Origin of the sequence: Nocardioides sp. URHA0020 (assembly GCF_000620705.1) — a bacterium.
GTDB lineage: Bacteria > Actinomycetota > Actinomycetes > Propionibacteriales > Nocardioidaceae > Nocardioides.
Map to the genome: position 1 here is coordinate 320,185 of NZ_KK211166.1, position 19,748 is coordinate 339,932.

Annotated in this window: 14 protein-coding genes; 5 read left to right on the plus strand and 9 right to left on the minus strand. The window is 71.8% G+C overall.

The genetic code is table 11. The annotated features are described in order from the left end of the window. Positions 1 to 5: 5 nt before the first annotated feature. The 4 genes from N542_RS0106005 to N542_RS0106020 all read right to left on the minus strand — a co-directional run bounded on the left by N542_RS0106005 (position 6) and on the right by N542_RS0106020 (position 4,244). A complete protein-coding gene (locus N542_RS0106005; protein WP_028643149.1) occupies positions 6 to 1,160 on the minus strand; it encodes a fatty acid desaturase family protein in 1,155 nt (384 codons plus the stop codon). Between the two features lie 98 nt (positions 1,161 to 1,258). Beyond that, positions 1,259 to 2,299: a nuclease-related domain-containing protein gene (locus N542_RS27785; RefSeq protein WP_081795038.1), complete on the minus strand. Its 1,041-nt coding sequence runs from the start codon at positions 2,297 to 2,299 to the stop codon at positions 1,259 to 1,261. A gap of 92 nt (positions 2,300 to 2,391) precedes the next feature. Next, entirely contained in the window at positions 2,392 to 2,862 is a 471-nt protein-coding gene (locus N542_RS0106015; protein ID WP_028643150.1) for a TspO/MBR family protein, read from the minus strand. Positions 2,863 to 2,864: 2 nt separating this feature from the next. Next, entirely contained in the window at positions 2,865 to 4,244 is a 1,380-nt protein-coding gene (locus N542_RS0106020) for an NAD-dependent succinate-semialdehyde dehydrogenase (RefSeq protein WP_028643151.1), read from the minus strand. Between the two features lie 80 nt (positions 4,245 to 4,324). Here N542_RS0106020 and N542_RS26455 point away from each other — a divergent pair, with 80 nt between their 5' ends. Next, positions 4,325 to 4,744, plus strand: coding sequence for a hypothetical protein (locus N542_RS26455; protein ID WP_155992870.1), 420 nt, complete (start codon positions 4,325 to 4,327; stop codon positions 4,742 to 4,744). 686 nt (positions 4,745 to 5,430) lie between these two features. Here N542_RS26455 and N542_RS0106030 read toward each other — a convergent pair. Then, positions 5,431 to 6,624 carry a cysteine desulfurase-like protein gene (locus tag N542_RS0106030; protein WP_028643152.1) on the minus strand — a complete coding sequence of 398 codons (1,194 nt, stop codon included), beginning with the start codon at positions 6,622 to 6,624 and terminating at the stop codon, positions 5,431 to 5,433. Between the two features lie 188 nt (positions 6,625 to 6,812). Here N542_RS0106030 and N542_RS0106035 point away from each other — a divergent pair, with 188 nt between their 5' ends. After that, a complete protein-coding gene (locus N542_RS0106035) occupies positions 6,813 to 8,222 on the plus strand; it encodes a hypothetical protein (protein ID WP_197025873.1) in 1,410 nt (469 codons plus the stop codon). A 30-nt stretch (positions 8,223 to 8,252) separates the two neighbouring features. Further along, the gene (locus tag N542_RS0106040) at positions 8,253 to 9,689 is read left to right on the plus strand and encodes a gamma-glutamyltransferase (protein ID WP_028643154.1); all 1,437 of its coding nucleotides are present in this window, start codon (positions 8,253 to 8,255) and stop codon (positions 9,687 to 9,689) included. A gap of 46 nt (positions 9,690 to 9,735) precedes the next feature. On the opposite strand, the gene N542_RS0106045 is transcribed toward N542_RS0106040, so the two are convergent. Next, on the minus strand, positions 9,736 to 10,005 hold the full coding sequence (locus tag N542_RS0106045; protein ID WP_028643155.1) for an excalibur calcium-binding domain-containing protein: 270 nt from the start codon (positions 10,003 to 10,005) through the stop codon (positions 9,736 to 9,738). 351 nt (positions 10,006 to 10,356) lie between these two features. Here N542_RS0106045 and N542_RS0106050 point away from each other — a divergent pair, with 351 nt between their 5' ends. Continuing rightward, the gene (locus N542_RS0106050; protein WP_028643156.1) at positions 10,357 to 11,490 is read left to right on the plus strand and encodes an acetate/propionate family kinase; all 1,134 of its coding nucleotides are present in this window, start codon (positions 10,357 to 10,359) and stop codon (positions 11,488 to 11,490) included. A gap of 9 nt (positions 11,491 to 11,499) precedes the next feature. Here N542_RS0106050 and N542_RS23635 read toward each other — a convergent pair whose 3' ends face one another. Next, complete coding sequence (locus tag N542_RS23635) at positions 11,500 to 13,926, minus strand: phosphoketolase family protein (protein ID WP_051551439.1); 2,427 nt, start codon at positions 13,924 to 13,926, stop codon at positions 11,500 to 11,502. Between the two features lie 72 nt (positions 13,927 to 13,998). Beyond that, positions 13,999 to 15,435: a Ppx/GppA phosphatase family protein gene (locus N542_RS0106060; RefSeq protein WP_028643157.1), complete on the minus strand. Its 1,437-nt coding sequence runs from the start codon at positions 15,433 to 15,435 to the stop codon at positions 13,999 to 14,001. Between the two features lie 62 nt (positions 15,436 to 15,497). Here N542_RS0106060 and N542_RS0106065 point away from each other — a divergent pair, with 62 nt between their 5' ends. Next, positions 15,498 to 17,165, plus strand: coding sequence for a SulP family inorganic anion transporter (locus tag N542_RS0106065; protein ID WP_028643158.1), 1,668 nt, complete (start codon positions 15,498 to 15,500; stop codon positions 17,163 to 17,165). Positions 17,166 to 17,307: 142 nt separating this feature from the next. On the opposite strand, the gene N542_RS0106070 is transcribed toward N542_RS0106065, so the two are convergent. Beyond that, positions 17,308 to 19,383 carry an InlB B-repeat-containing protein gene (locus N542_RS0106070; protein ID WP_028643159.1) on the minus strand — a complete coding sequence of 692 codons (2,076 nt, stop codon included), beginning with the start codon at positions 19,381 to 19,383 and terminating at the stop codon, positions 17,308 to 17,310. Positions 19,384 to 19,748: the final 365 nt, after the last annotated feature.

The window sequence follows — 19,748 nt, forward strand, 5'->3', positions numbered from 1 at the left end:
CCCGGCTACGGGGTGCGAGCCGTCAGCTTGCGCAGCTGTGGCAGGAGGTTGCGGCGGTTGGTCTCGGCCAGCCAGCCGTTGGGCAGCGAGAGCCGGACGACCTTGTGCCAGGCGCTCGCGACCTGCTTGACCAGCGGGCGCGCGTTGTAGTCGAGGTCGTAGCGCTCGAAGACCGCGCGCACCTTCGGCGCGATCTCGTAGTAGCGGTTGCTCGGCAGGTCGGGGTAGATGTGGTGCTCGATCTGGTGCGAGAGGTTGCCGGTCATCAGGTGAAGTGCGCGGGAGCCGGAGATGTTGGCGGAGCCGAGCATCTGGCGGACGTACCACTCCCCCTTGGTCTCGTGCGCGGGGAGCTCGGGCTGCTCGAAGGTCGACACGCCCTCGGGGAAGTGGCCGCACATGATCACCGAGTGGCTCCACAGGTTGCGCACCAGGTTGGCCGTGGCGTTGGCCGCGAGCGTCGAGCGCCAGGCCCGTCCGGACAGCGCCGGGTAGAGCACGAAGTCCTTGCCCAGCTGGCGCCTCGCCTTGGCCAGCGTCACCTGGACCTCGGCCTTCTTCTCGGGCGTCAGCCCGCGCTTGTCGCTCAGGCCCTCCCCGAGGTCGAGGTCGAAGAGCGCGATGCCCCACTCGAAGATGCAGGCGGTCACGAAGTTCAGCGCCGGCTGCGCCAGGTGCCAGCGCTGCCACTCCTGGGCCTCGTCGACCCGCATGACGCCGTACCCGAGGTCGTTGTCCTGGCCGACGATGTTGGTGAAGGTGTGGTGGGTCTCGTTGTGCGCCCGCTTCCACTGCGCCGCCGGCGAGACGTGGTCCCACTCCCAGGTCGAGGAGTGGATCTTCGGGTCGCGCATCCAGTCCCACTGGCCGTGCAGGACGTTGTGCCCGATCTCCATGTTGTCGAGGATCTTGGCCAGCGACAGGCCCACCGTGCCCAGGACCCGCAGGCGCCGGTCACCGCTCCTGACCAGGGCCGCGCGGCTGGCCAGCTCGAGCACCCGCTGCACCCGCACCAGGCGTCGGATGTACGCCGCGTCGCGCGCCCCGCGACTGGCCAGCACCTCCTGCCGGATCGCGTCGAGCTCCGCACCCACCCGCTCGACCTGGTCCGGGCTCAGCCCTCCGGGGATGGTGGTGCTGGTGTCGAGCGTGGCCGTCATGGGGCGAGTGTGCCTCGCCCGCCTGAGGAGCGCACGTCCGCGCGCCGCACCGGGCCCGGGAGCGGCCGCCCGACCGGCGTACCGACCTCATCCACCGGCTACGGCACCTGCCAGGTCGCGCGGTCCAGGTCCAGCTCCCCGACGGTCGCCACCACCGCCTCCGGGGTGCGACCCGCCGGCACCGTGAAGCGGTAGGTCACGACGCGCTCGCTGCCGGGCCGCAGCCGCACGCCCGCGAGCCGGGCCGTGGCACCGGGCACGCCGACGCGGCGCAGGTTGTCGAGGACCAGGGTCGCGGTGACACCGTCCATCCGGAACTCGTCGTCGCCGTCGTTGCGCACCGTGAGCTGCACGACGTACTTCCTGCCGCCCTGGACGTGCTCGGCCTCCACCTCGAGCGGCGGCCGGGTCGTCGTGCTCGCCAGCCGGACCTCCTCGCCGAGCACGGGCGTCCCGGGCGAGCCGCCGCCGCGCAGGTCCCGCACCTCACCGACGGCCCACGGCAGCGCGGTGGCCGCTGCAGCCAGGGCGAGCAGCACGACGCCGAAGCGGCCCGTCGACCCTGCTCGGCGGTTGCGCCGACTGCTCGGGGGACCGGGCTTCGGCGTACGCCGTCGGCCCGGCGGCGGGGCCGGTGCCTGTGCAGGGGCCACGGCGGCGATCACGTTGTCGCGGATGGTGCTCAGGGTCTCGCGGGCGAAGACCCGCTCGTGGCTGAGCAGCGTCTCGACGATCGTCGCCGGGGCGCACACGACGACGCCGCGGACCTGGCTGGAGAGCTCCTGGTCGGAGAAGCAGAGGACCGGACGCACGTGCCACCGGTCCACCGACGCCCCGATCGCGAGCACGTCGGCGGCCGCCGAGCAGGTGATGGCGACCGACATCCGCGCCCGGCGGTTGAGCCGGAGCACGCCGCCGCTGACGTCGACGCGGCCGGGCCAGTACTTGGAGTCGATGGCGAAGACGCCGCCCGGACCGATGGCGACATGGTCGATGGTGGCGACCGAGCGGCCGGGCCAGGCGACGTCCTGCAGGACGGTCCACTCGGGGGGCAGCTCGGCGAGGGCGCTCGCGGTCTCCTGCACCGCCTGCGCGCCACGGTGCGACCGCGCCGGCGGCTGCGCGAAATCATTCGCCATCTCGACCCTCCCCCGGTCTGGGGGCACGCTAGGGCGTGCACGGTCCCCCGCGGAACGGTCGTTGCGCAGAAATGGCCGAATGGCCGGCCGAACTACCCGGTCGGGCCACCCCGGTTGCGCCACCAGATGGAGGCGTTGAGCGCGGTCGCGAAGCCCGACCACACGGCGTACGGCGTCAGCGCCAGGGCGGCGCTCCGGTCGTGCTCGGCGGCCTCGCGGACCAGGGCGACGTTGAGCACGTCGAGCGCCACGATCACCCCGAGCCCGGTGGCGGGTGACTGCTTGGCGAAGAACGCCCAGCACCACCCGGCGTTGAGCGCCAGGTCGGCGGTGGTCAGGACGAGCATCCGACGGTCGTCGGCGCCCGCCCTCTCCAGCGCGCGCCCGGTGCCCCACCCGATCAGCCCGTAGAGCGGCGTCCAGACGAGCGGGAACGCGATGCCGGGTGGTTGCCAGGCCGGCTTGTCGAGCGAGCGGTACCACGCACCGTCGGGCTTGGTGCCGAGGAAGCCGACGCCCGCGGCCGCGGCCGTGATGCCCGCGGCCACGAGCCGGGCGCGCACGGTCAGCCGACCTTCGGACGGTAGATCAGCTTCTTGTTGACGAACTCCTCGATGCCGTAGGCGCCGAGCTCACGCCCGACGCCGGAGCGCTTGGTGCCGCCGAAGGGCAGGTCGGCCGCCGAGCCCTGGGCGGTGTTGATCCAGACCATCCCGGTGTCGAGACGGTCGGCGATCTCCTCGGCGTACGCCGGGTCGGTGCTCCAGACCACTCCGCCGAGGCCGAAGGGCGAGCTGTTGGCCAGCTCGACCGCCTCGTCGGCGTCGGCGACCTTGTAGATGACCGCGGCCGGGCCGAAGAGCTCCTCCTTGTAGGCGCGCATCTCGGGGGTCACGTCGGTGAGCACGGTCGCCTCCATGAAGGAGCCGGGCCGGTCGACGCGCTTGCCGCCGGCCTTGACGGTCGCGCCCTTGTCGACGGCGTCCTCGATCTGCTCGAGCAGGTTGGTGAGGGCGCCCTCGGAGGACAGCGGGCCGAAGGCGGAGCTCGGGTCGGTCGGGTCGCCCGGCGTCAGGCCTGACATCGCGGCGGTGAACTGCTCGACGAAGTCGTCGTACAGCTCGTCCACCACGATCATCCGCTTCGCGGCGTTGCAGGCCTGGCCGGCGTTGCCCATCCGGCCCTGCACGGCGGCCTTCACAGCCTGGCCGAGGTCGTCGGCGCCGAGCACGATGAAGGGGTCCGAGCCGCCGAGCTCGAGCACGACCTTCTTCAGGTTGCGCCCGGCGACCTCGGCCACCGCGGCCCCGGCGCGCTCGCTGCCGGTCACCGAGACGCCGACGAGACGGTCGTCGGCGATCATGTCGGCGGCCTGGTCGTTGGTGGCGAAGACGTTGATGTAGGCGTCGGCCGGGAGACCCGCGTCGTGGAAGATCTGCTCCATCGCCAGCGCCGACTCGGGGCACTGTGGTGCGTGCTTGAGGATGATCGTGTTGCCGATCATCAGGTTGGGCGCAGCGAACCGGGCCACCTGGTAGTAGGGGAAGTTCCAGGGCATGATCCCGAGCAGCGCACCCACGGGCTCCTTGCGGACCAGCGCCTCGCCCCCCATCGCCGGGTTGAGCGGGGTGTCGGCCAGCAGGTCCGGGCCGTTGTCGGCGTAGTAGCGGTAGATCGAGGCGACCAGCCGGATCTCGCCCTTCGCCTCCGGGATCCGCTTGCCCATCTCGCGGGCGATGATCGCGGCCAGCTCGTCGCGACGCTCGTCGTACAGGTCGGCCACGCGGAGCAGCAGCTTGGTCCGCTCGGCCTTGTCGGTCTGCTTCCACGCGCCGTACGCCGCGTGCGAGCGCGCCAGCACGTCCTGGATCTGCTCGTCGGTCGCGGTCTCGAACTCCCGCTCGACCTCGCCGGTTGCCGGGTTCACTACCTGGTAGTCGCTCATGTCGTCCACGTTACGTCGGCCGCGATGGTCGAGGGTCGCGAGGATGAGGGATCGCGGCGCCGCGCACCTACTGTGGCTCCATGGTCGCCTGGTCTGCAGTAACCCGTCAGCACGTGCTCGCCGCGATCCACGAGTACGACGAGGCCGGGCAGAGCGCGTTCCTCGATCGCTACGGCTTCGCTCCCGCGAAGGACTACGTGCTCCGGCACGCCAACAACAGCTACGAGTCGAAGGCCATCGTCGGCGCCGCGCTCGGCTACGCCACCGGCACCGCGGGCACCTCCGAGGAGATGACCAACGGCAAGACCGGCGCCACCAAGGTGCTGCGCAACCTGGAGTTCGACGTCCTCTCGCCGGCGAAGGCCGCCACGGCCGCGATCGTGCCCACCACGAGCATCCCCAACGCGCGCCGCACCAACGGCATCGAGCCCGTCGTCGAGATCTGCCCCAAGTGCTACCTCGCCCTCTCCGCCAACGGCGAGTGCCACAACTGCGAGTGACCGCGCCCTCTCGGTAGTCGCGCAGGGAGGGCCGCCAGGCCCGAGCGTCATCCCGCTGGTCGAGCAGGGAGGGCCCCCAGGCCCGAGCGTCGTCGAGACCCCCGCACCCAACCCCCGGCGACTTGGCTGCGGGGGTCTCGACACGGTTGCTGCGCAACCTGCTCGACCACCGAGGAGGGCCGCCAGGCCCGAGCGTCGTCGAGACCCCCGCACCCCACCCCCGCGCCCTGGCTGCGGGGGTCTCGACACGGTTGCTGCGCAACCTGCTCGACCACCGAGGAGGGCCGCCAGGCCCGAGCGTCGTCGAGACCCCCGCACCCCACCCCCGCGCCCTGGCTGCGGGGGTCTCGACACGGTTGCTGCGCAACCTGCTCGACCACCGAGAAGGGCCGCCAGGCCCGCGCGTCGTACCGCTGGTCGAGCAGCGAGGGCCGCCAGGCCCGAGCGTCGTCGAGACCCCCGCACCCGACGGCGGCGCCATCCCTGCGGGGGTCTCGACACGGTTGCTGCGCAACCTGCTCGACCACCGAGGAGGGCCGCCAGGCCCGAGCGCCGTCCCGCTGGTCGAGCAGGGAGGGCCGCCAGGCCCGAGCGTCGTCGAGACCCCCGCAGCCCACCGCCGCGCCCTGGCTGCGGGGGTCTCGACACGGTTGCTGCGCAACCTGCTCGACCACCGAGGAGGGCCGCTAGAGGTCCCGGATGCCCTGCACGAGCCGGTCGACGTCGCTCTCGTTCGTGTACGGCGCCAGCCCGGCACGCAGCGCGCCGGTGTCCCCGAGGCCGAGCCACCGCGAGGCCTCGAGCGCGTAGAAGTTGCTGGCCGGTGCGTTCACGCCCAGGCCGGCCAGGTGCTCATAGACCTCCCGGTCGCTGCGGCCCTCGACGGAGAAGAAGGCCGTCGGCGTACGCCGTGCGGGCGCGCCGTACAGGCGGAGGCCGTCGATGCCGCGCAGCCCCTCGAGGAGACGCGAGAACAGCCGGTCCTCGTGCTCCTCGACCGCCCGCATCGACTCCAGCACCCGGGTCCGCCGGTCCGGGGCGTCCGACGCGAGGCCGGCGATGTAGTCGACCGCGGCGGTGGCGCCGGCGAGCAGCTCGTAGGGCAGCGTGCCGTACTCGAACCGCTCCGGCACCCGGTCGGTCGCCGGCAGCAGCTTGTGCGGGTGCAGCCGCTCGAGGAGCTCCGGGTCCGCGACGACGATGCCGTGGTGCGGCCCGAAGAACTTGTACGGCGAGCAGCTGAAGAAGTCCGCGCCCAGCGCCTTCACGTCCACCGCCGCGTGCGGCGTCAGGTGCACGCCGTCGACGTAGACCAGCGCTCCTACCGCGTGCGCGGCCTCCGCGATCGCCGGCAGGTCCGGACGGGTGCCGAGCACGTTGGACGCACCGGTGACCGCGACGACCCGGGTGCGCTCGGACAGCTCGGCCCGGACGTCGTCGACCGCCAGCTCGGCCGTGTCGCGGTCGAAGCCGACCCACCGGACCTCCGCTCCCACCGACTCGGCCGCCTGCACCCACGGCCGGATGTTGGAGTCGTGGTCGAGCCGGGTCACCACGACCTGGTCGTCGGCCGCCCACTCCTGGGCGAGCACGCGGGAGAGGTCGTACGTCGCCTGCGTCGCCGACCGCGCGAACACCACCCCGTCCGGGTCGCAGCCCAGCAGGTCGGACACCGCACTGCGTGCTTCGACGACGACCTCGTCGGCCCGTCGCTCCGCGGCGGTGACCGCCCCCCGGTTCGAGAGACCGGCGGTCATCGCCGCCGCGATCGCCGCGGCGACCTGGTGCGGCACCTGGCTCCCACCTGGTCCGTCGAAGTAGGCGGTGCCGTCGTCGAGGGCCGGGAAGTCGCTGCGGACGCGGGCTACGTCGAAGTCCATGGCCCCATCATCCCCACCCCGGCGGTCCAGCAGCGACGGTCAGGCCGAGCGTGTCGGACCCTGGCAGCCGAAAGCCGACGTCGGAGCTCCGCGATGTCGACCGGACCGGGCAACGCGACCTGCTTGACGTCCGGGCTCCGATCGGCGCACTGTGGCACCCGTCACATCGCGACCAACTCGGAGGTCCCGTGTCCCTGCCTCGCATCCTGTCCCGACGACGCGCCGCCCTGGTGGCGGGAGTCGCTCTCAGCGTCGCCGCGGGGCTAGTCACCACGACCGGCAGCACGGCCTCCGCCGGCCATCGACCTGGGCGTGACGGTGTCCCGGGCGACCAGCCACTGCCGGGCTACACGATCAGCAACCCGCCGGTGGCGCCGCTGAGCGTCGGCGGGAGGCCGAGCCGGGTCGTGCAGGGCGTGCGGCAGCATGCGGCGTACGTCATCGAGGTCCCGGCGCGCTGGAACGGCGAGCTGGTCATGTGGGCCCACGGCTACCGCGGCGCCGGCACCGTCCTGACCGTCGACCAGCCCGGGTACGGGCTGCGGCAGAAGTTCCTCGACGAGGGCTACGCGTGGGCGGCCTCCTCCTACGCGCAGAACGACTACGACGTCGCGACCGGCGTCACGACCACCCACGACCTCGCGAGGTACGCCGAGCGGGTGATCGGGCACCGCACGCGACGCACCTACATCGCGGGGGTGTCGATGGGAGGCCACGTGATCGGGCGCTCGCTGGAGGAGTACCCGCGCTTCTACGACGGCGCGCTGCCGATGTGCGGCGTGCTCGGTGACCAGCGACTCTTCGACTACCTCCTCAGCTACAACCTGGTCGCCCAGGACCTCGCCGACCGGCCGGCGTACCCGACCCCGGCCGACTACCTGACCACCGACGTGCCCGTCATCCAGCAGCGGCTCGGGCTCGCCGGTCTGCGGCCCGGCGGTCCCGACACCACCAACGAGCTCGGCAAGCAGCTGCGCTCGATCACGACCAACCTGACCGGCGGGCCGCGGCCCGGTGCCGACCAGGCCTTCTCGGTGTGGAAGGACTTCCTCTTCACCCTCGCCTCGCCCGACAACGGCGGCTCGCTGTCGCAGAACCCGGGCCGGGTCGCCCAGAACGTCTTCACCTCCTACGCCCCCAACACCCCCGTCGACGTCAACGCCACGGTCGAGCGAGTGCGCCCCTCCGACCTGCGCTCGTGGCGCTCGCACCGGCTGACCCAGATCCCCCGGATCGACGGGCGCCCGCGGGTCCCGACCCTCAGCCTGCACGGGCTCGGCGACCTCTTCGTCCCGTTCTCGATGGAGCAGATCTACCGCCGCGAGGTCGACCGGCACCACCAGGGCGGCCTGCTGGTCCAGCGCGCCGTCCGCGCCGCCGGTCACTGCGAGTTCACCCCGACCGAGGTCGGCACGGCGTGGGACGACCTGACCCGCTGGGTCGAGTCGCCGCGCGGGCGCCGCCCCGCCGGAGACGACGTCCTCACCCCGAGCGTCGTCGCTGCCCCGACGTACGGCTGCCGGTTCACGGACCCGACGGCGTACGCCACACCCGCCCTCTACCCGACGCGCCCGCTCTACCCGGCCTGCCCTGGCTAGCCCTGGCTAGTCCTGCCGTACGGTGCCCGCATGCCCGACGTCGCGATCGCCGCCCCCAACGAGGCGGCCGCCGACGCCGGTGAGCAGGTGGCCCGCGCCGGCGGCAACGCGGTCGACGCCGCGCTCGCGGCCTCCCTGGTGACGATGGTCAACGAGGTCGGCCTGGTCTCGCTGAGCTCGGGCGGGTTCGTGACGATCCAGCCGCCTGACGGCGGTGCGCCGTACACCGTCGACGGCTGGATGGACATGCCCGGCCGCGGTGGTCGTCCGCTCGGCGGTGGGACGTGGGACATCCACACCGAGTACGGCGGCGGGGTGGGCATCACCATCGGCCCCGGTTCGGTCGCCGCGCACGGCTCGGTGGCGGCGTTCGAGGAGGCCCACCGTCGCGACGGCCGGCTGCCGTGGCGCGAGGTGGTCGCTCCGGCGATCGACGTCGCTCGCGGCGGCTTCCGGCTGAGCGCGGCCTCGCGCTACTACCTGGAGTACGTCCACGACTCGATCTTCGGCTGGGACGACGCCAGCAGCGCGGCGGTCCACGACGCTCAGGGCGAGCTCGTCACCGATCTCATCGTGGTCCCCGACCTCGCCGACACGCTCGAGCTGATCGCCGAGGAGGGCGCGGCCACCCTGCACACCGGCGACCTCGCTCGCCTCATCGCCACCGACGTCCTCGCCCGCGGCGGCATCCTCGGCCCCGGTGACCTCGCGGCGTACGCCCCCGTCACCCGGCCGTCGCTGGCCACCCGCCTCGGTGAGTGGACGCTGGCTACTACCCCGCCGCCGTCGGTCGGTGGCGTCTGCGTCGCCGCGATGCTGCGTCAGCTCGACGGCTGGTCGCCCGACGACGTCGAGGAGATGGTCCGCGTGCAGCGCGAGGTGCTCGGTCACCGGATCTCGGTGCTCGATCACTCCCTCGATCTGGCGCGCGACGCCCGCGCCTACCTGGACTCGCCCTCCACGACGCACTGCTCGGCGACCGACACCGACGGCGGCGCCTGCGCGGTGACGGTCTCGTCGGGCTACTTCTCCGGGATGATCGCCCAGGGCACGGGCATCTGGCTCAACAACACCCTCGGCGAGCAGGAGCTCAACGCCGGGGGTCTCCACGGCCGCACCCCCGGCACCCGCCTGCTCTCCAACATGGCGCCCACCGTCGGCCGCCACACCGACGGCTCCGTCCTCGCCATCGGCTCGCCCGGCGCCGGACGGATCGCCACCGCCGTCACCCAGGTCCTCGCCGGCTTCGTCAGCGGGCTGGGGCTGCAGGAAGCCGTCCACCACCCCCGCGTGCACGTCCACAACCCTGGCCGCCCCGACGAGGTCGTCAAGCGCGAGACCGAGGAGGGCCTGACCATGTACTACGGCGGCGTCGGCGCCACCCTGGTGCGACCGGACGGCCATCTCGTCGCGGCCGCCGACCCGCGCCGCGAGGGCGCCGTACGCCTGGTGCGAGCCACCGGCTGACCGGGTCGTCACCGATCCGGATCTGCCAGCCAGCCGCCCGGAGGACCTACGCCTTCTCGCAGGCGATGCCGTCCTTGTCGCGGTCGCTCTTCTTGTTCAGCTTGTAGACGGTGGGGTTCTTCGTGAACGTCCGGACCCGAGTGCCGGACGTCTTGTCCTTCGCGTTCCTCAGGCCGACGCCGTGCGGGTAGACCTTGTTCAGCGCCGTGCAGTTCTTGTACTCCTTCGGGCGCGGAGCGGCTTCGGCGCCGGACGCGAGCGCGACCGAGCCACCCAGCAGAGCGAACGTGGCGACGACGGTGACGAGCTTGTTCATGCGAGCGACCTTGCTTTCGAGTGACCTGCACCTGGTCGGTCTGTGACCGATCCCTTCACTCGAGTGTCCGTTGCGGCGACCCGGGCGCACGAATCGCCGCAGCGGTGACATCAGGCACCGGCGCGACGTCGTTGTGGTTCAGGCTGACAGCCGTCGGTCGCGAAGGCCCACGAGGGTCGCGAGCAGGCCGACGGCAGCAGGGTCAGGAGGAGGTCGACGAGATCGGACAGATGGTCACTCCTCGGCGCGGGCGAGGTCTCGACCGACCTTCCTTGATGCCTCCGTGACGCCCTGCGTCCGCTTCCTGACGGTTCCTGGACAATCCAGATCGCGGCTGGGACGGTGAGGCCGATGCCCGCCTTCGTCCTCGTCCTCAATGCCGGCTCGTCCACGCTCAAGTACCAGGTGGTCGACCCGGCATCCGGCACGGCGTCGGTGCGCGGCGCGATCGAGCGCATCGGTGGCCCCGACGTCCGCGACCACGCGGCCGCCCTCGACACGATGCAGGGCGATCTCGCCGACCACGGGATCACCGCCGCCCATCTCGTGGCCGTCGGCCACCGCGTCGTGCACGGCGGGCCGCGGCTGGTCGCGCCGACGGTCGTCGACGACGACGTGCTGGCCGAGATCGAGGACCTGGCCCGGCTGGCGCCGCTGCACAATCCGCCCGCGGCCGCCGGCATCCGCACCGCCCGCGACCACTTCCCGGACGTGCCGCAGGTGGCGGTCTTCGACACCGCGTACTTCGCCGGCTTGCCTGCCGCCGCCGCGACCTACGCCGTCGACCGGGAGCTGGCGGCGCGCGAGTCCATCCGGCGGTACGGCGCGCACGGCATCAGCCATCAGTACGTCGCCGGGGCGGCCGCGGACCTCCTGGGTCGTCCGGTCACCGAGCTGGACCAGGTCGTGCTGCACCTGGGCAACGGCGCGTCCGCGGCCGCGATCCGAGGCGGGCGGCCGGTCGACACCTCGATGGGGCTGACCCCGCTCGAGGGCCTGGTGATGGGAACCCGCGGCGGCGACCTGGACCCCGGCGTCCTCCTGCACCTGCTGCGCCACGGCGGGCTCGACGTCGACGGGCTCGAGGACCTGCTGCACCACCGATCCGGCATCGTCGGGCTGACCGGCCTCGCCGACTTCCGCGACCTGATCAGCGCGGTCGAGACCGGGGACCCGACCGCGCGGACGGCGTACGGCATCTACTGCCACCGGCTGAGGAAGTACGTCGGCGCCTACCTGGCGGTGCTCGGCGGCGCCGACGCCGTGGTCTTCACCGCCGGTGTCGGCGAGCACAGCGCGCGACTCCGGACCGATGCGCTGTCGGGTCTCGATCGGCTCGGCATCGTGGTGGACGACGAGCGCAACCGGGCGCCCTCGACCGCTGCACGGGTGGTCTCGATCGACGCCTCACCGACGGCCGTCCTGGTCGTGCCGACCAACGAGGAGCTGGCGATCGCCCGCCAGGTCGCGGCGCTGCTGACCTGAGCAGCTGGTTCAGAAGTCCGCGCTGGTCGTCGCGGCGGCGGTCACCGACGGCGACCTGCCCCGGTCGGGCTGGTCTCCCTCGGTGGTCCACTGCCAGTCGCGAACCTCGGGCAGGTCGTCGCCGTGCTCCCGCGTCCACTGCCGGGCCCGGCGCCGGGTGTCCACCATCTCCTGCCGCAGCGACGCCTCCCTCGACCCGAGGCGCGGCGTCCGGTCGATGACGTCCATGACCAGGTGGTAGCGGTCCATGTCGTTCATCATCACCATGTCGAACGGCGTCGTCGTGGTGCCCTCCTCCTTGTAGCCCCGGACGTGGAGGTGCGCGTTGTTGGCACGCCGGTAGGCCAGCCGGTGGATCAGCCACGGGTAGCCGTGGTAGGCGAAGATCACCGGGACGTCGGTGCCGAAGAGGTTGTCGTAGTCGCTGTGCGTCATCCCGTGCGGGTGCGCGCTCTCGTCCTGGAGCCGCATCAGGTCGACGACGTTGACGAACCGGATCCGCAGGTCGGGGACCCGCCCGCGCAGGATCTTGACCGCGGCGAGCGCCTCGAGGGTGGGTACGTCGCCGGCCGCCGCGAGCACGACGTCGGGCTGGCCGTCGTCGTTCGAGGCGAACTCCCAGATCCCCGCCCCACGCGCGCAGTGGAGGTCGGCCTGGTCGGCCGTGAGCCAGTCGAAGGACGGCTGCTTCCCGGAGACGACGACGTTGACGTAGTGCTCGGACTCCAGGCAGTGCTGCATGGTCGACAGCAGGGTGTTGGCGTCCGGCGGCAGGTAGACCCGGACCACCTCGGCGCGCTTGTTGACGACGTGGTCGATGAAGCCGGGGTCCTGGTGCGAGAAGCCGTTGTGGTCCTGGCGCCAGACGTGTGAGCTGAGCAGGTAGTTGAGGCTCGCGATCCGCGGGCGCCACGGGATGTCCCGGGTCGTCTTGAGCCACTTGGCGTGCTGGTTGAACATCGAGTCGACCAGGTGGATGAACGCCTCGTAGCAGCTGAAGAGCCCGTGCCGCCCGGTGAGGGTGTAGCCCTCGATCCAACCCTGGCAGGTGTGCTCGGAGAGGATCTCGACGACGCGGCCCGACGTCGCGAGGTGCTCGTCGGTCTCGAGGATCTCGCCCGCGAACACCTTGTCGGTGACGGCGTACACCGGGCTGAGCCGGTTCGACGCGGTCTCGTCGGGACCGAAGATCCGAAAGTTGGTCATGTTGTCGCGGACGACGTCGATCAGGTACTCCCCCAGCACCTTCGTGGGCTCGTGGATCGACGCACCCGGCTCGGTCACCTCGACCGCCTTGGTGCGGAAGTCGGGCAGCTCCAGCGGCTTCTTCAACAGGCCGCCGTTGGCGTGCGGGTTGGCGCTCATCCGGCGGGTGCCGTGCGGTGCGAGCGCCCGGATCGCCTCGATGGGTACGCCGTCGTCGTCGAAGAGCTCCTCGGGCCGGTAGGAGCGCAGCCACTCCTCGAGCTGGGCCCGGTGGGCGTCGTTCTCCCGGGTGCCCGCGAGCGGCACCTGGTGCGCCCGCCAGGTGCCCTCGACCGGCACCCCGTCGACGACCTTGGGACCGGTCCAGCCCTTCGGGGTCACCATCAGGATCATCGGCCACGGCCGGCGCTCGACGTCGCCGTCCTCGCGGGCGGCACGCCAGATCTCGGTGATCGAGTCGTGGGCCCGGTCCATCGCGGCGGCCATCTGCTGGTGCACGTCGGCCGGGTCGTCACCCTCGACGGTGAGCACCTCGTGGCCGTAGCCGCGCAGCAGGCTCTCGAGCTCCTCGCGGTGGATTCGCGCCGGGACGGTCGGGTTGGCGATCTTGTACCCGTTGAGGTGCAGGATCGGCAGCACGGCGCCGTCGGTCACCGGGTTGACGAACTTGTTGCCGTGCCACGAGGCCGCCAGCGGGCCGGTCTCGAACTCGCCGTCGCCGACCACCGCCGCGACCACGAGGTCGGGGTTGTCCATCGCGGCGCCGTACGCGTGGGAGAGGACGTAGCCGAGCTCGCCGCCCTCGTGGATGGAGCCGGGCGTCTCGGGCGCCACGTGGCTGGGGATGCCGCCGGGGAAGGAGAACTGGCGGAAGAGCCGCTGCATCCCGGGCTGGTCGTAGGTGATGCGGTGGTAGAGCTCGGTGTAGGTGCCCTCGAGCCAGGCGTTGGCGACGGCGGCCGGCCCGCCGTGCCCGGGGCCGGCCAGGAAGATCGCGTTGACGTCGCGCTGACGGATCAGCCGGTTGAGGTGGGTGTAGACGAGGTTGAGACCCGGCGTCGTGCCCCAGTGGCCCAGCAGCCGGGGCTTGATGTCATCGGCCACCAGGCCGCGTTCGAGCAGAGGGTTGTCGAGCAGGTAGATCTGCCCGACGGACAGGTAGTTGACCGCCCGCCACCAGGCGTTCAACGCGTCGAGCTCGGCTGCGTCGAGGACTTCGATGTCGGTCAACTCATCGTCCTTCCAAGTGCCGGGCTCGGAGGATCGGCCCGGGTCTTCACGGTGCCAGACGGTGCTGGCCGGCTACACGCCCGAATCGGGTGAGTCGTCCGGGTCGAAGCGGGCGGCGAGCACCCCGTGCCGCAGTCCGCGGTCGCTGACCCGCAGCTCGTCCTTGCCGAGCTTCTCCAGGACGGTCCGGACGATGCAGGCGCCGGCCAGGATGACCTCTGCGCGGGCCGGCTGGAGGCCGGGCACCGTACGGCGCTGCTCGGTGTCGCTGGTGCGGTAGAGCTCGATCTGGCGGTCGATCTCGGCGCGGTCGAGCACCGTGCCGTGCACGACGTCGGGGTCGTAGTCGGCGAGCCCGTGGCTGACCGCCGCGAGGTTGGTCAGCCCGCCGCCCATGCCCACCAGCAGCTCGGGGGGCTCGCGGCCGTCGAGGTCGGACAGCTCGGAGGCGATCGCCGCGAGTGCCTCGTCCAGCACCTCGGTCGCGACGGCCGACTGCAGCCCGAACCGCTCGGTGAACCGGACGGCGCCCACCGGGACGCTGAACTGCTCCCCCGGTTCGGCACCGCGTCCGAAGGTGAACTGCGAGCTGCCGCCGCCGGTGTCGAAGACGATGACGGATCCCGCCTCCGGCAGGCCCACTGTCGCTGCACGGACGGCGAGCCGCGCCTCGTCCTCCCCGGAGATGACCTCGAGGCGCACCCCGGACCGTCTGCGGACCTCGTCGACGACGTCCCCGGAGTTGGTCGCCATCCGCAAACCGGCCGTGCCGACGGCGACGACCTCGGCGACGCCCAGCCGCTCTGCCTCCTCCGCCATGCCCACGATCGCGTCGACGGTGCGCCGCATCGGCTCCGGCGGGATCGGCCCTCCCTCGTGGAGACCCTCGCCGAGCCGGGTCACCTCGGCCCGGTCGATCACCGTGCGCCACTCGCCCTGCGCGTCCCGCTCGCCGACGTGGAACTTCACCGAGTTGGTGCCGACGTCGATCACGGCGTAGCGCCGTACGCCGGAGCCGACCAGGGCGGCCAGCCCGCGCGCGTAGTTGGTGTTGGGCAGGTCGGCGAGCCCCAGCCTGCCCAAGGCCGCCATCACCCGAGCGGGGTCCTCCGACTCGACCGCGATGCTCCAGGTCGACGAGCCACCGACCCGCACCTCCGTGAGCTCGGCCAGGCAGCCGTCGACCGAGGAGCGGTGGCGGGTCTTGTGCACGTCGACGCGGAGCACGGCAAGGGCCGACGTGACCTCGTCCATCTCCTCCGGCGCGATCGAGATCGGCGCCTTCAGCGTCGGCACCCACTGCTCCAACCCGTCGTCGTCGACCTGCTGGAGCCGCTTGATGTCCAGCAGACCGGCACGGATCTTGACCAGGGCGTCCTCAGCCGCGGACAGCAGGTAGACCTCGTCGCTCTCGACGACGGTCGTCGCCTCCGCGGAGAGCAGCCGCCCGGTCTCTCCGAAGTCCGGCGCGAACACGCGCCACTCCCACCGCGGGACCAGTCCGACCATCGACACCTGCGAAGACTCGCAGAGCGGTCGCCGACGCGGAAGGGCATGAGTAGGCTCCCGCCATGCTGGTCCCGGTCGCCGGTTGGATCCGGACCTACGAACGCCGCTGGTTGCGCGGCGACCTGCTGGCCGGCGTCGCGGTCGCGGCGCTGATCATCCCGAAGAACCTCGGGTACGCCGGCATCGCCGGGATCCCGCTGGAGAACGGTCTGTACGCCGCCGCCGCGGCCGCCATCCTCTACGGCGCCTTCGGCACCTCCCGCCAGATCTCGATGGGTCCGAGCTCGGGCCTGGCCGCGGTCGCCGCGAGCGCGGTCCTGACGGCCGGGATCGCCGGCGAGGACGACGTGGCGACGTTCGTCGCGGGCATCACGCTGGTCTCCGGACTCCTGTTCCTGCTGCTCGCCGTGCTGCGGATGAGCTGGATCGCCCGCTTCCTCTCCCAGGCGGTCGTGACCGGGTTCCTCTTCGGCGCGGCGATCGACGTCGTGATCGGCGAGCTGCCGAAGATCACCGGCACCGACGCCGACGGCTCCAGCGCGTTCGAGGAGCTCCGGTCCTGGGTGGGCACCTGGGCGGACGCCGACCCGACCACGCTCGCGGTCGGGGCCACGGCCCTCGTCGTCGCGTTCGGCGTACGACGGGTGGCCCCGTCCGTCCCCAGCGCCCTGGTGCTGCTGGTCGGCGGACTGCTCGCGAGCGCACTGCTGGACCTCGAGGGGCACGGCGTCGCGGTGGTCGGCGCGATCCCGAGCGGCCTCCCCGCTCCCACCGTCCCCGACGTAGGGCTGCTCTGGGACCACGCGGGGGTGGTCGTCACCGCGGCCTTCGCGCTGGTGCTCATCGGCTTCTCCCAGACGGCCGGCGACGCGAAGGTGTTCGCGACCCGGCACCGCTACCGCATCGACATGGGGCAGGAGACCGTCGCCCAGGGCTTCGCCAACGCGGGCGCCGGGATCCTGCAGGGCATGCCGGTCTCGACCAGCCTGTCGGCGAGCTCCCTCAACGACCACTCGGGTGCCCGCACCGGACTGGCGTCCCTGACGTCGGGCGTCGTGGTCGTGCTGACCCTGCTGTTCCTGGCGCCGCTCTTCACGGGTCTCCCGCAGCCGGTCCTGGCGGCGCTCATCATCGAGGCGGTCGTGATGGGCATGATGAACATCGCCGAGATGCGCCGCCTGGCGCGCGTGCAGCGCGTCGACTTCTGGATCGCGGTCATCTCGATCCTCGCGACCCTCGCCTTCGGGGTGCTCGCCGGCGTCGTCTTCGGGATCGCGCTGTCCCTGCTCTGGCTGGTCGCCGTCACCACCCGCCCGGCCATGCCGCAGCTCGGCCGCGAGCCCGGCACCACGATGTTCCGGGGGCTCGAGGAGCACCCGGGCTACGAGCGGTTCCCGGGCGTTGCCGTGGTCCGGCTCGAAGGGGGGCTGTTCTTCGCGACCACCGAGGCGCTCGACGAACGCGTGCGCTCACTCGTCGAGGACGGACCCGAACCGCTCACCTGCCTGGTGCTCGACTGCTCCGCGATCACCTTCGTCGACTCCCAGGGCGCCGCGGCGCTCTCCGAGCTCGCGACCCTCTCCCGGGAGAACGACGTGACGTTGCGGCTCGCCCGGGTCGCTCCCGGCGTACGCCGAACCCTCGAGCTCGACGGCGTCGTGGCCCGGATCGGCGCCGAGCACTTCCACCCGAGCGTCGACCGCGCGGTGACGACGCACCTGGCACCGTGAGGAGCACCATGCCCGAACCTGGCCGACTCGGTCCTCCAGCCACCCGGCCCGGCACGGGCAACGCCCTCACGAACCGAGATCCGGTGAAGGGCTGCGGGTGTCGGTGGGTCGGTCGTTGCTCGTCGAGAAGTCCAAGGCCGGCCTACCGCCGGCGCATCGTGATCGACTTCCGCGCCGGCGTCCGGTCGGTCCCGCCGCGGCCGACCGCGACCACGGTGAAGGTGTAGCGCCCGGGCTTGAGCTTGCGGAACGTCACCGGCGAGCGGCAGGTCTTGTAGACGACCTTCTTGTGCGCTGCGGTGAGTGCGCAGCGGTAGCGGGTGACGGAGCCGGTTGCGGTGAAGGTAAACCTCGCGGTGCGCTTCTTGGCGTTGACCGTCGTCTTCGTCAGACGCGTGTTGGGTGCGGCGGGTGTGTGAGCGGGCGGCGTCGTCGGGACCGGCGGGGTCACCTCGTCCGTGGATGTGAACGTCGCCGTCACCGTGTACGCGGCGTCCATCGCCACCGTGCACGTCCCGGTCCCGTCGCACCCGCCGCCGGACCAGCCCGCGAACCGCGAGCCCTCCGTGGGCGTGGCGGTGAGGGTCACGTCCGTCCCGGGGTCGTAGTAATCGGAGCAGATCGATCCGCAGTCGATATCGCCGACGTCGCTGGTGACAGCGCCGTCACCGGTACCGCCGATGGTGACCGTCAACTTGGGCAGCGCCACGAAGTACGCCTGGATCACGGTGTCCTCATTGAACGTGAACTGGCACGTCGTGCTGGTGTCATCGCACCCCCCTCCGGACCAATGGTCGAACCGCGAGCCGGCGTCGGCGTCGGCGTCCAGCGAGATGACGAAGCCGCGCGGGGCGGCGTAGAAGCATGCTGTCCGACAGTCCACCCCGCGGCCGCCGATCCAGACGGCGCCAGATCCCGAGCCTGCGTTCGCGTAGAGGTCCAGCTTGACGTAGGGGTTTTCCGAGAACGTCGCGGTCACCGTGGTCGCGTCATCGAGCGTCACGGTGCAGGTCTCGGTGCCGCTGCAGCCGCCACCGGACCAGCCCTCGAACGTAGAGGTGTCGTCCGCGGGTGTGGCGGTCAAGGTCACGGCGCTGCCCTGCGGATATTCGTAGGCGCACTCCGCGCCGCACGTGATCCCGCCTGGCGCGCTCGTCACACTCCCTGACCCGGAGCCCGCAAGAGCGACCGTCAACGTGCGGGGCGGCGGGACCGTCGCGACCACGGCGTGGCCAGTGAGGTCGACCGCGACGCACCGCGTCACCGATGCGCAGTTTATCGCACTCACCAGGCCGCCCGGAGGGACGACCTCCTGCGAGGTCCAGGTCTGCGGGCCGCCGGCCAGGTCGGTCGTGGAGGCGACGAAGGTCTTGTCGAACGTGTAGCAGGCCGACGGTGTCGCACACTCGAGGCCGTAGGGGCTGAGGTCCCCCGGCAGCTGGGGCGTGGACTGCGTCCACGTGGGAGTGTTCGTGCGGGCGTTGTTGCTGGCGCCGAGCACGCCGGTATCGGTGATCGCAGCGCACATGGTCTCGGTGGGGCACGAGACGCCGAAGACGACGGCGTCCGAGTCGCCGATCACAGACTGATGCCAGAACTCCGCGCCACCCCGAGGTAGGCCGGTGGACAAGACCAGGCCACCCCCGCCGCCCGCCACGCACACATCCTCGGTCGCACAGGACACCGAGACGAGCCCCTGGACGCTGATGGGCTTCGACTTCCACCCATACGCGTCACCCGTCGGGTCGGTAGACGTCACCACATAGCCGGCCTCGTCGACGGCGACGCAGAGCGTCGTGGTCGGACACGACACGGCGTACAGCGCGCGACCGGCGTCCACGTTCGCGACCGACCAGGCCCCAGCACCGCCGGTGGGGTTCGTGGAGGTGACGACGTGACCGTGCTTGCCGACAGCCACGCACAGCTCGGCAGTCGGGCAGGCGATGCCGTACAGGACATCGGTGCTCGGGTCGAGGCCCGGGATGGGCGTGGTGCTCCAAGCGCCGGCGGGGTCGTTCGTGGTGAGGACACGGCCGGCTTCGTCGACCGCGGCGCAGAACGACGTCGACGGGCAGCTCACGGCCCACAGCCCCTTGTCGTCAATCTTCGCCGGGCCCGTCCACGTCACCGCGGACGCCGGCGGGATGAAGACAAGAAGGGCGGCGAGAGCGGCAAGCAGGGCGACGAACGCCGTCCGCGCGCGTGGGGAGGCGGTCACCGCGAGAGCGTAGACCGCGCACGCCCGACCGGGCAGGCGAGCCGTCGTAGGTCTAGACCTCTCTCCGCGGCGCGCCGACCGCTCGCGACGCGATCATGAGAAGCCGCCGCCGGCGCAGCCCCGATCCACTCGCGTCAGTCTCTCTTGAGGCGCACTGCAGCCCTGCCAGCCATCGCTCTGCTCGGCGGGGCCACGACGTTGCGTCTTTCCGCCGCACAGACCGCGGGTCGCGATCGGGCAGTTCTTCGGCTGAGGCACTCAGGGCGTCGAGATTCTTCGGCGGCTCGAGGGGCTGGACAGGGAAAGCAGAAGACCCGGCCCCGCCGAAGCGGGCCCGGGTCTTCTGGTGACATCTGACGGTCAGC

What these genes read in the sequence shown, in the direction of transcription:
- N542_RS0106060 (WP_028643157.1), bottom strand. Translation starts at nt 15,435, where the DNA reads ATGGTCGGACTGGTCCCGCGGTGGGAGTGGCGCGTGTTCGCGCCGGAC.
- N542_RS0106065 (WP_028643158.1), top strand. Translation starts at nt 15,498, where the DNA reads ATGCTGGTCCCGGTCGCCGGTTGGATCCGGACCTACGAACGCCGCTGG.
- N542_RS0106040 (WP_028643154.1), top strand. Translation starts at nt 8,253, where the DNA reads ATGCCCGACGTCGCGATCGCCGCCCCCAACGAGGCGGCCGCCGACGCC.
- N542_RS0106020 (WP_028643151.1), bottom strand. Translation starts at nt 4,244, where the DNA reads ATGAGCGACTACCAGGTAGTGAACCCGGCAACCGGCGAGGTCGAGCGG.
- N542_RS0106005 (WP_028643149.1), bottom strand. Translation starts at nt 1,160, where the DNA reads ATGACGGCCACGCTCGACACCAGCACCACCATCCCCGGAGGGCTGAGC.
- N542_RS0106050 (WP_028643156.1), top strand. Translation starts at nt 10,357, where the DNA reads ATGCCCGCCTTCGTCCTCGTCCTCAATGCCGGCTCGTCCACGCTCAAG.
- N542_RS0106030 (WP_028643152.1), bottom strand. Translation starts at nt 6,624, where the DNA reads ATGGACTTCGACGTAGCCCGCGTCCGCAGCGACTTCCCGGCCCTCGAC.
- N542_RS26455 (WP_155992870.1), top strand. Translation starts at nt 4,325, where the DNA reads ATGGTCGCCTGGTCTGCAGTAACCCGTCAGCACGTGCTCGCCGCGATC.
- N542_RS0106045 (WP_028643155.1), bottom strand. Translation starts at nt 10,005, where the DNA reads ATGAACAAGCTCGTCACCGTCGTCGCCACGTTCGCTCTGCTGGGTGGC.
- N542_RS27785 (WP_081795038.1), bottom strand. Translation starts at nt 2,299, where the DNA reads ATGGCGAATGATTTCGCGCAGCCGCCGGCGCGGTCGCACCGTGGCGCG.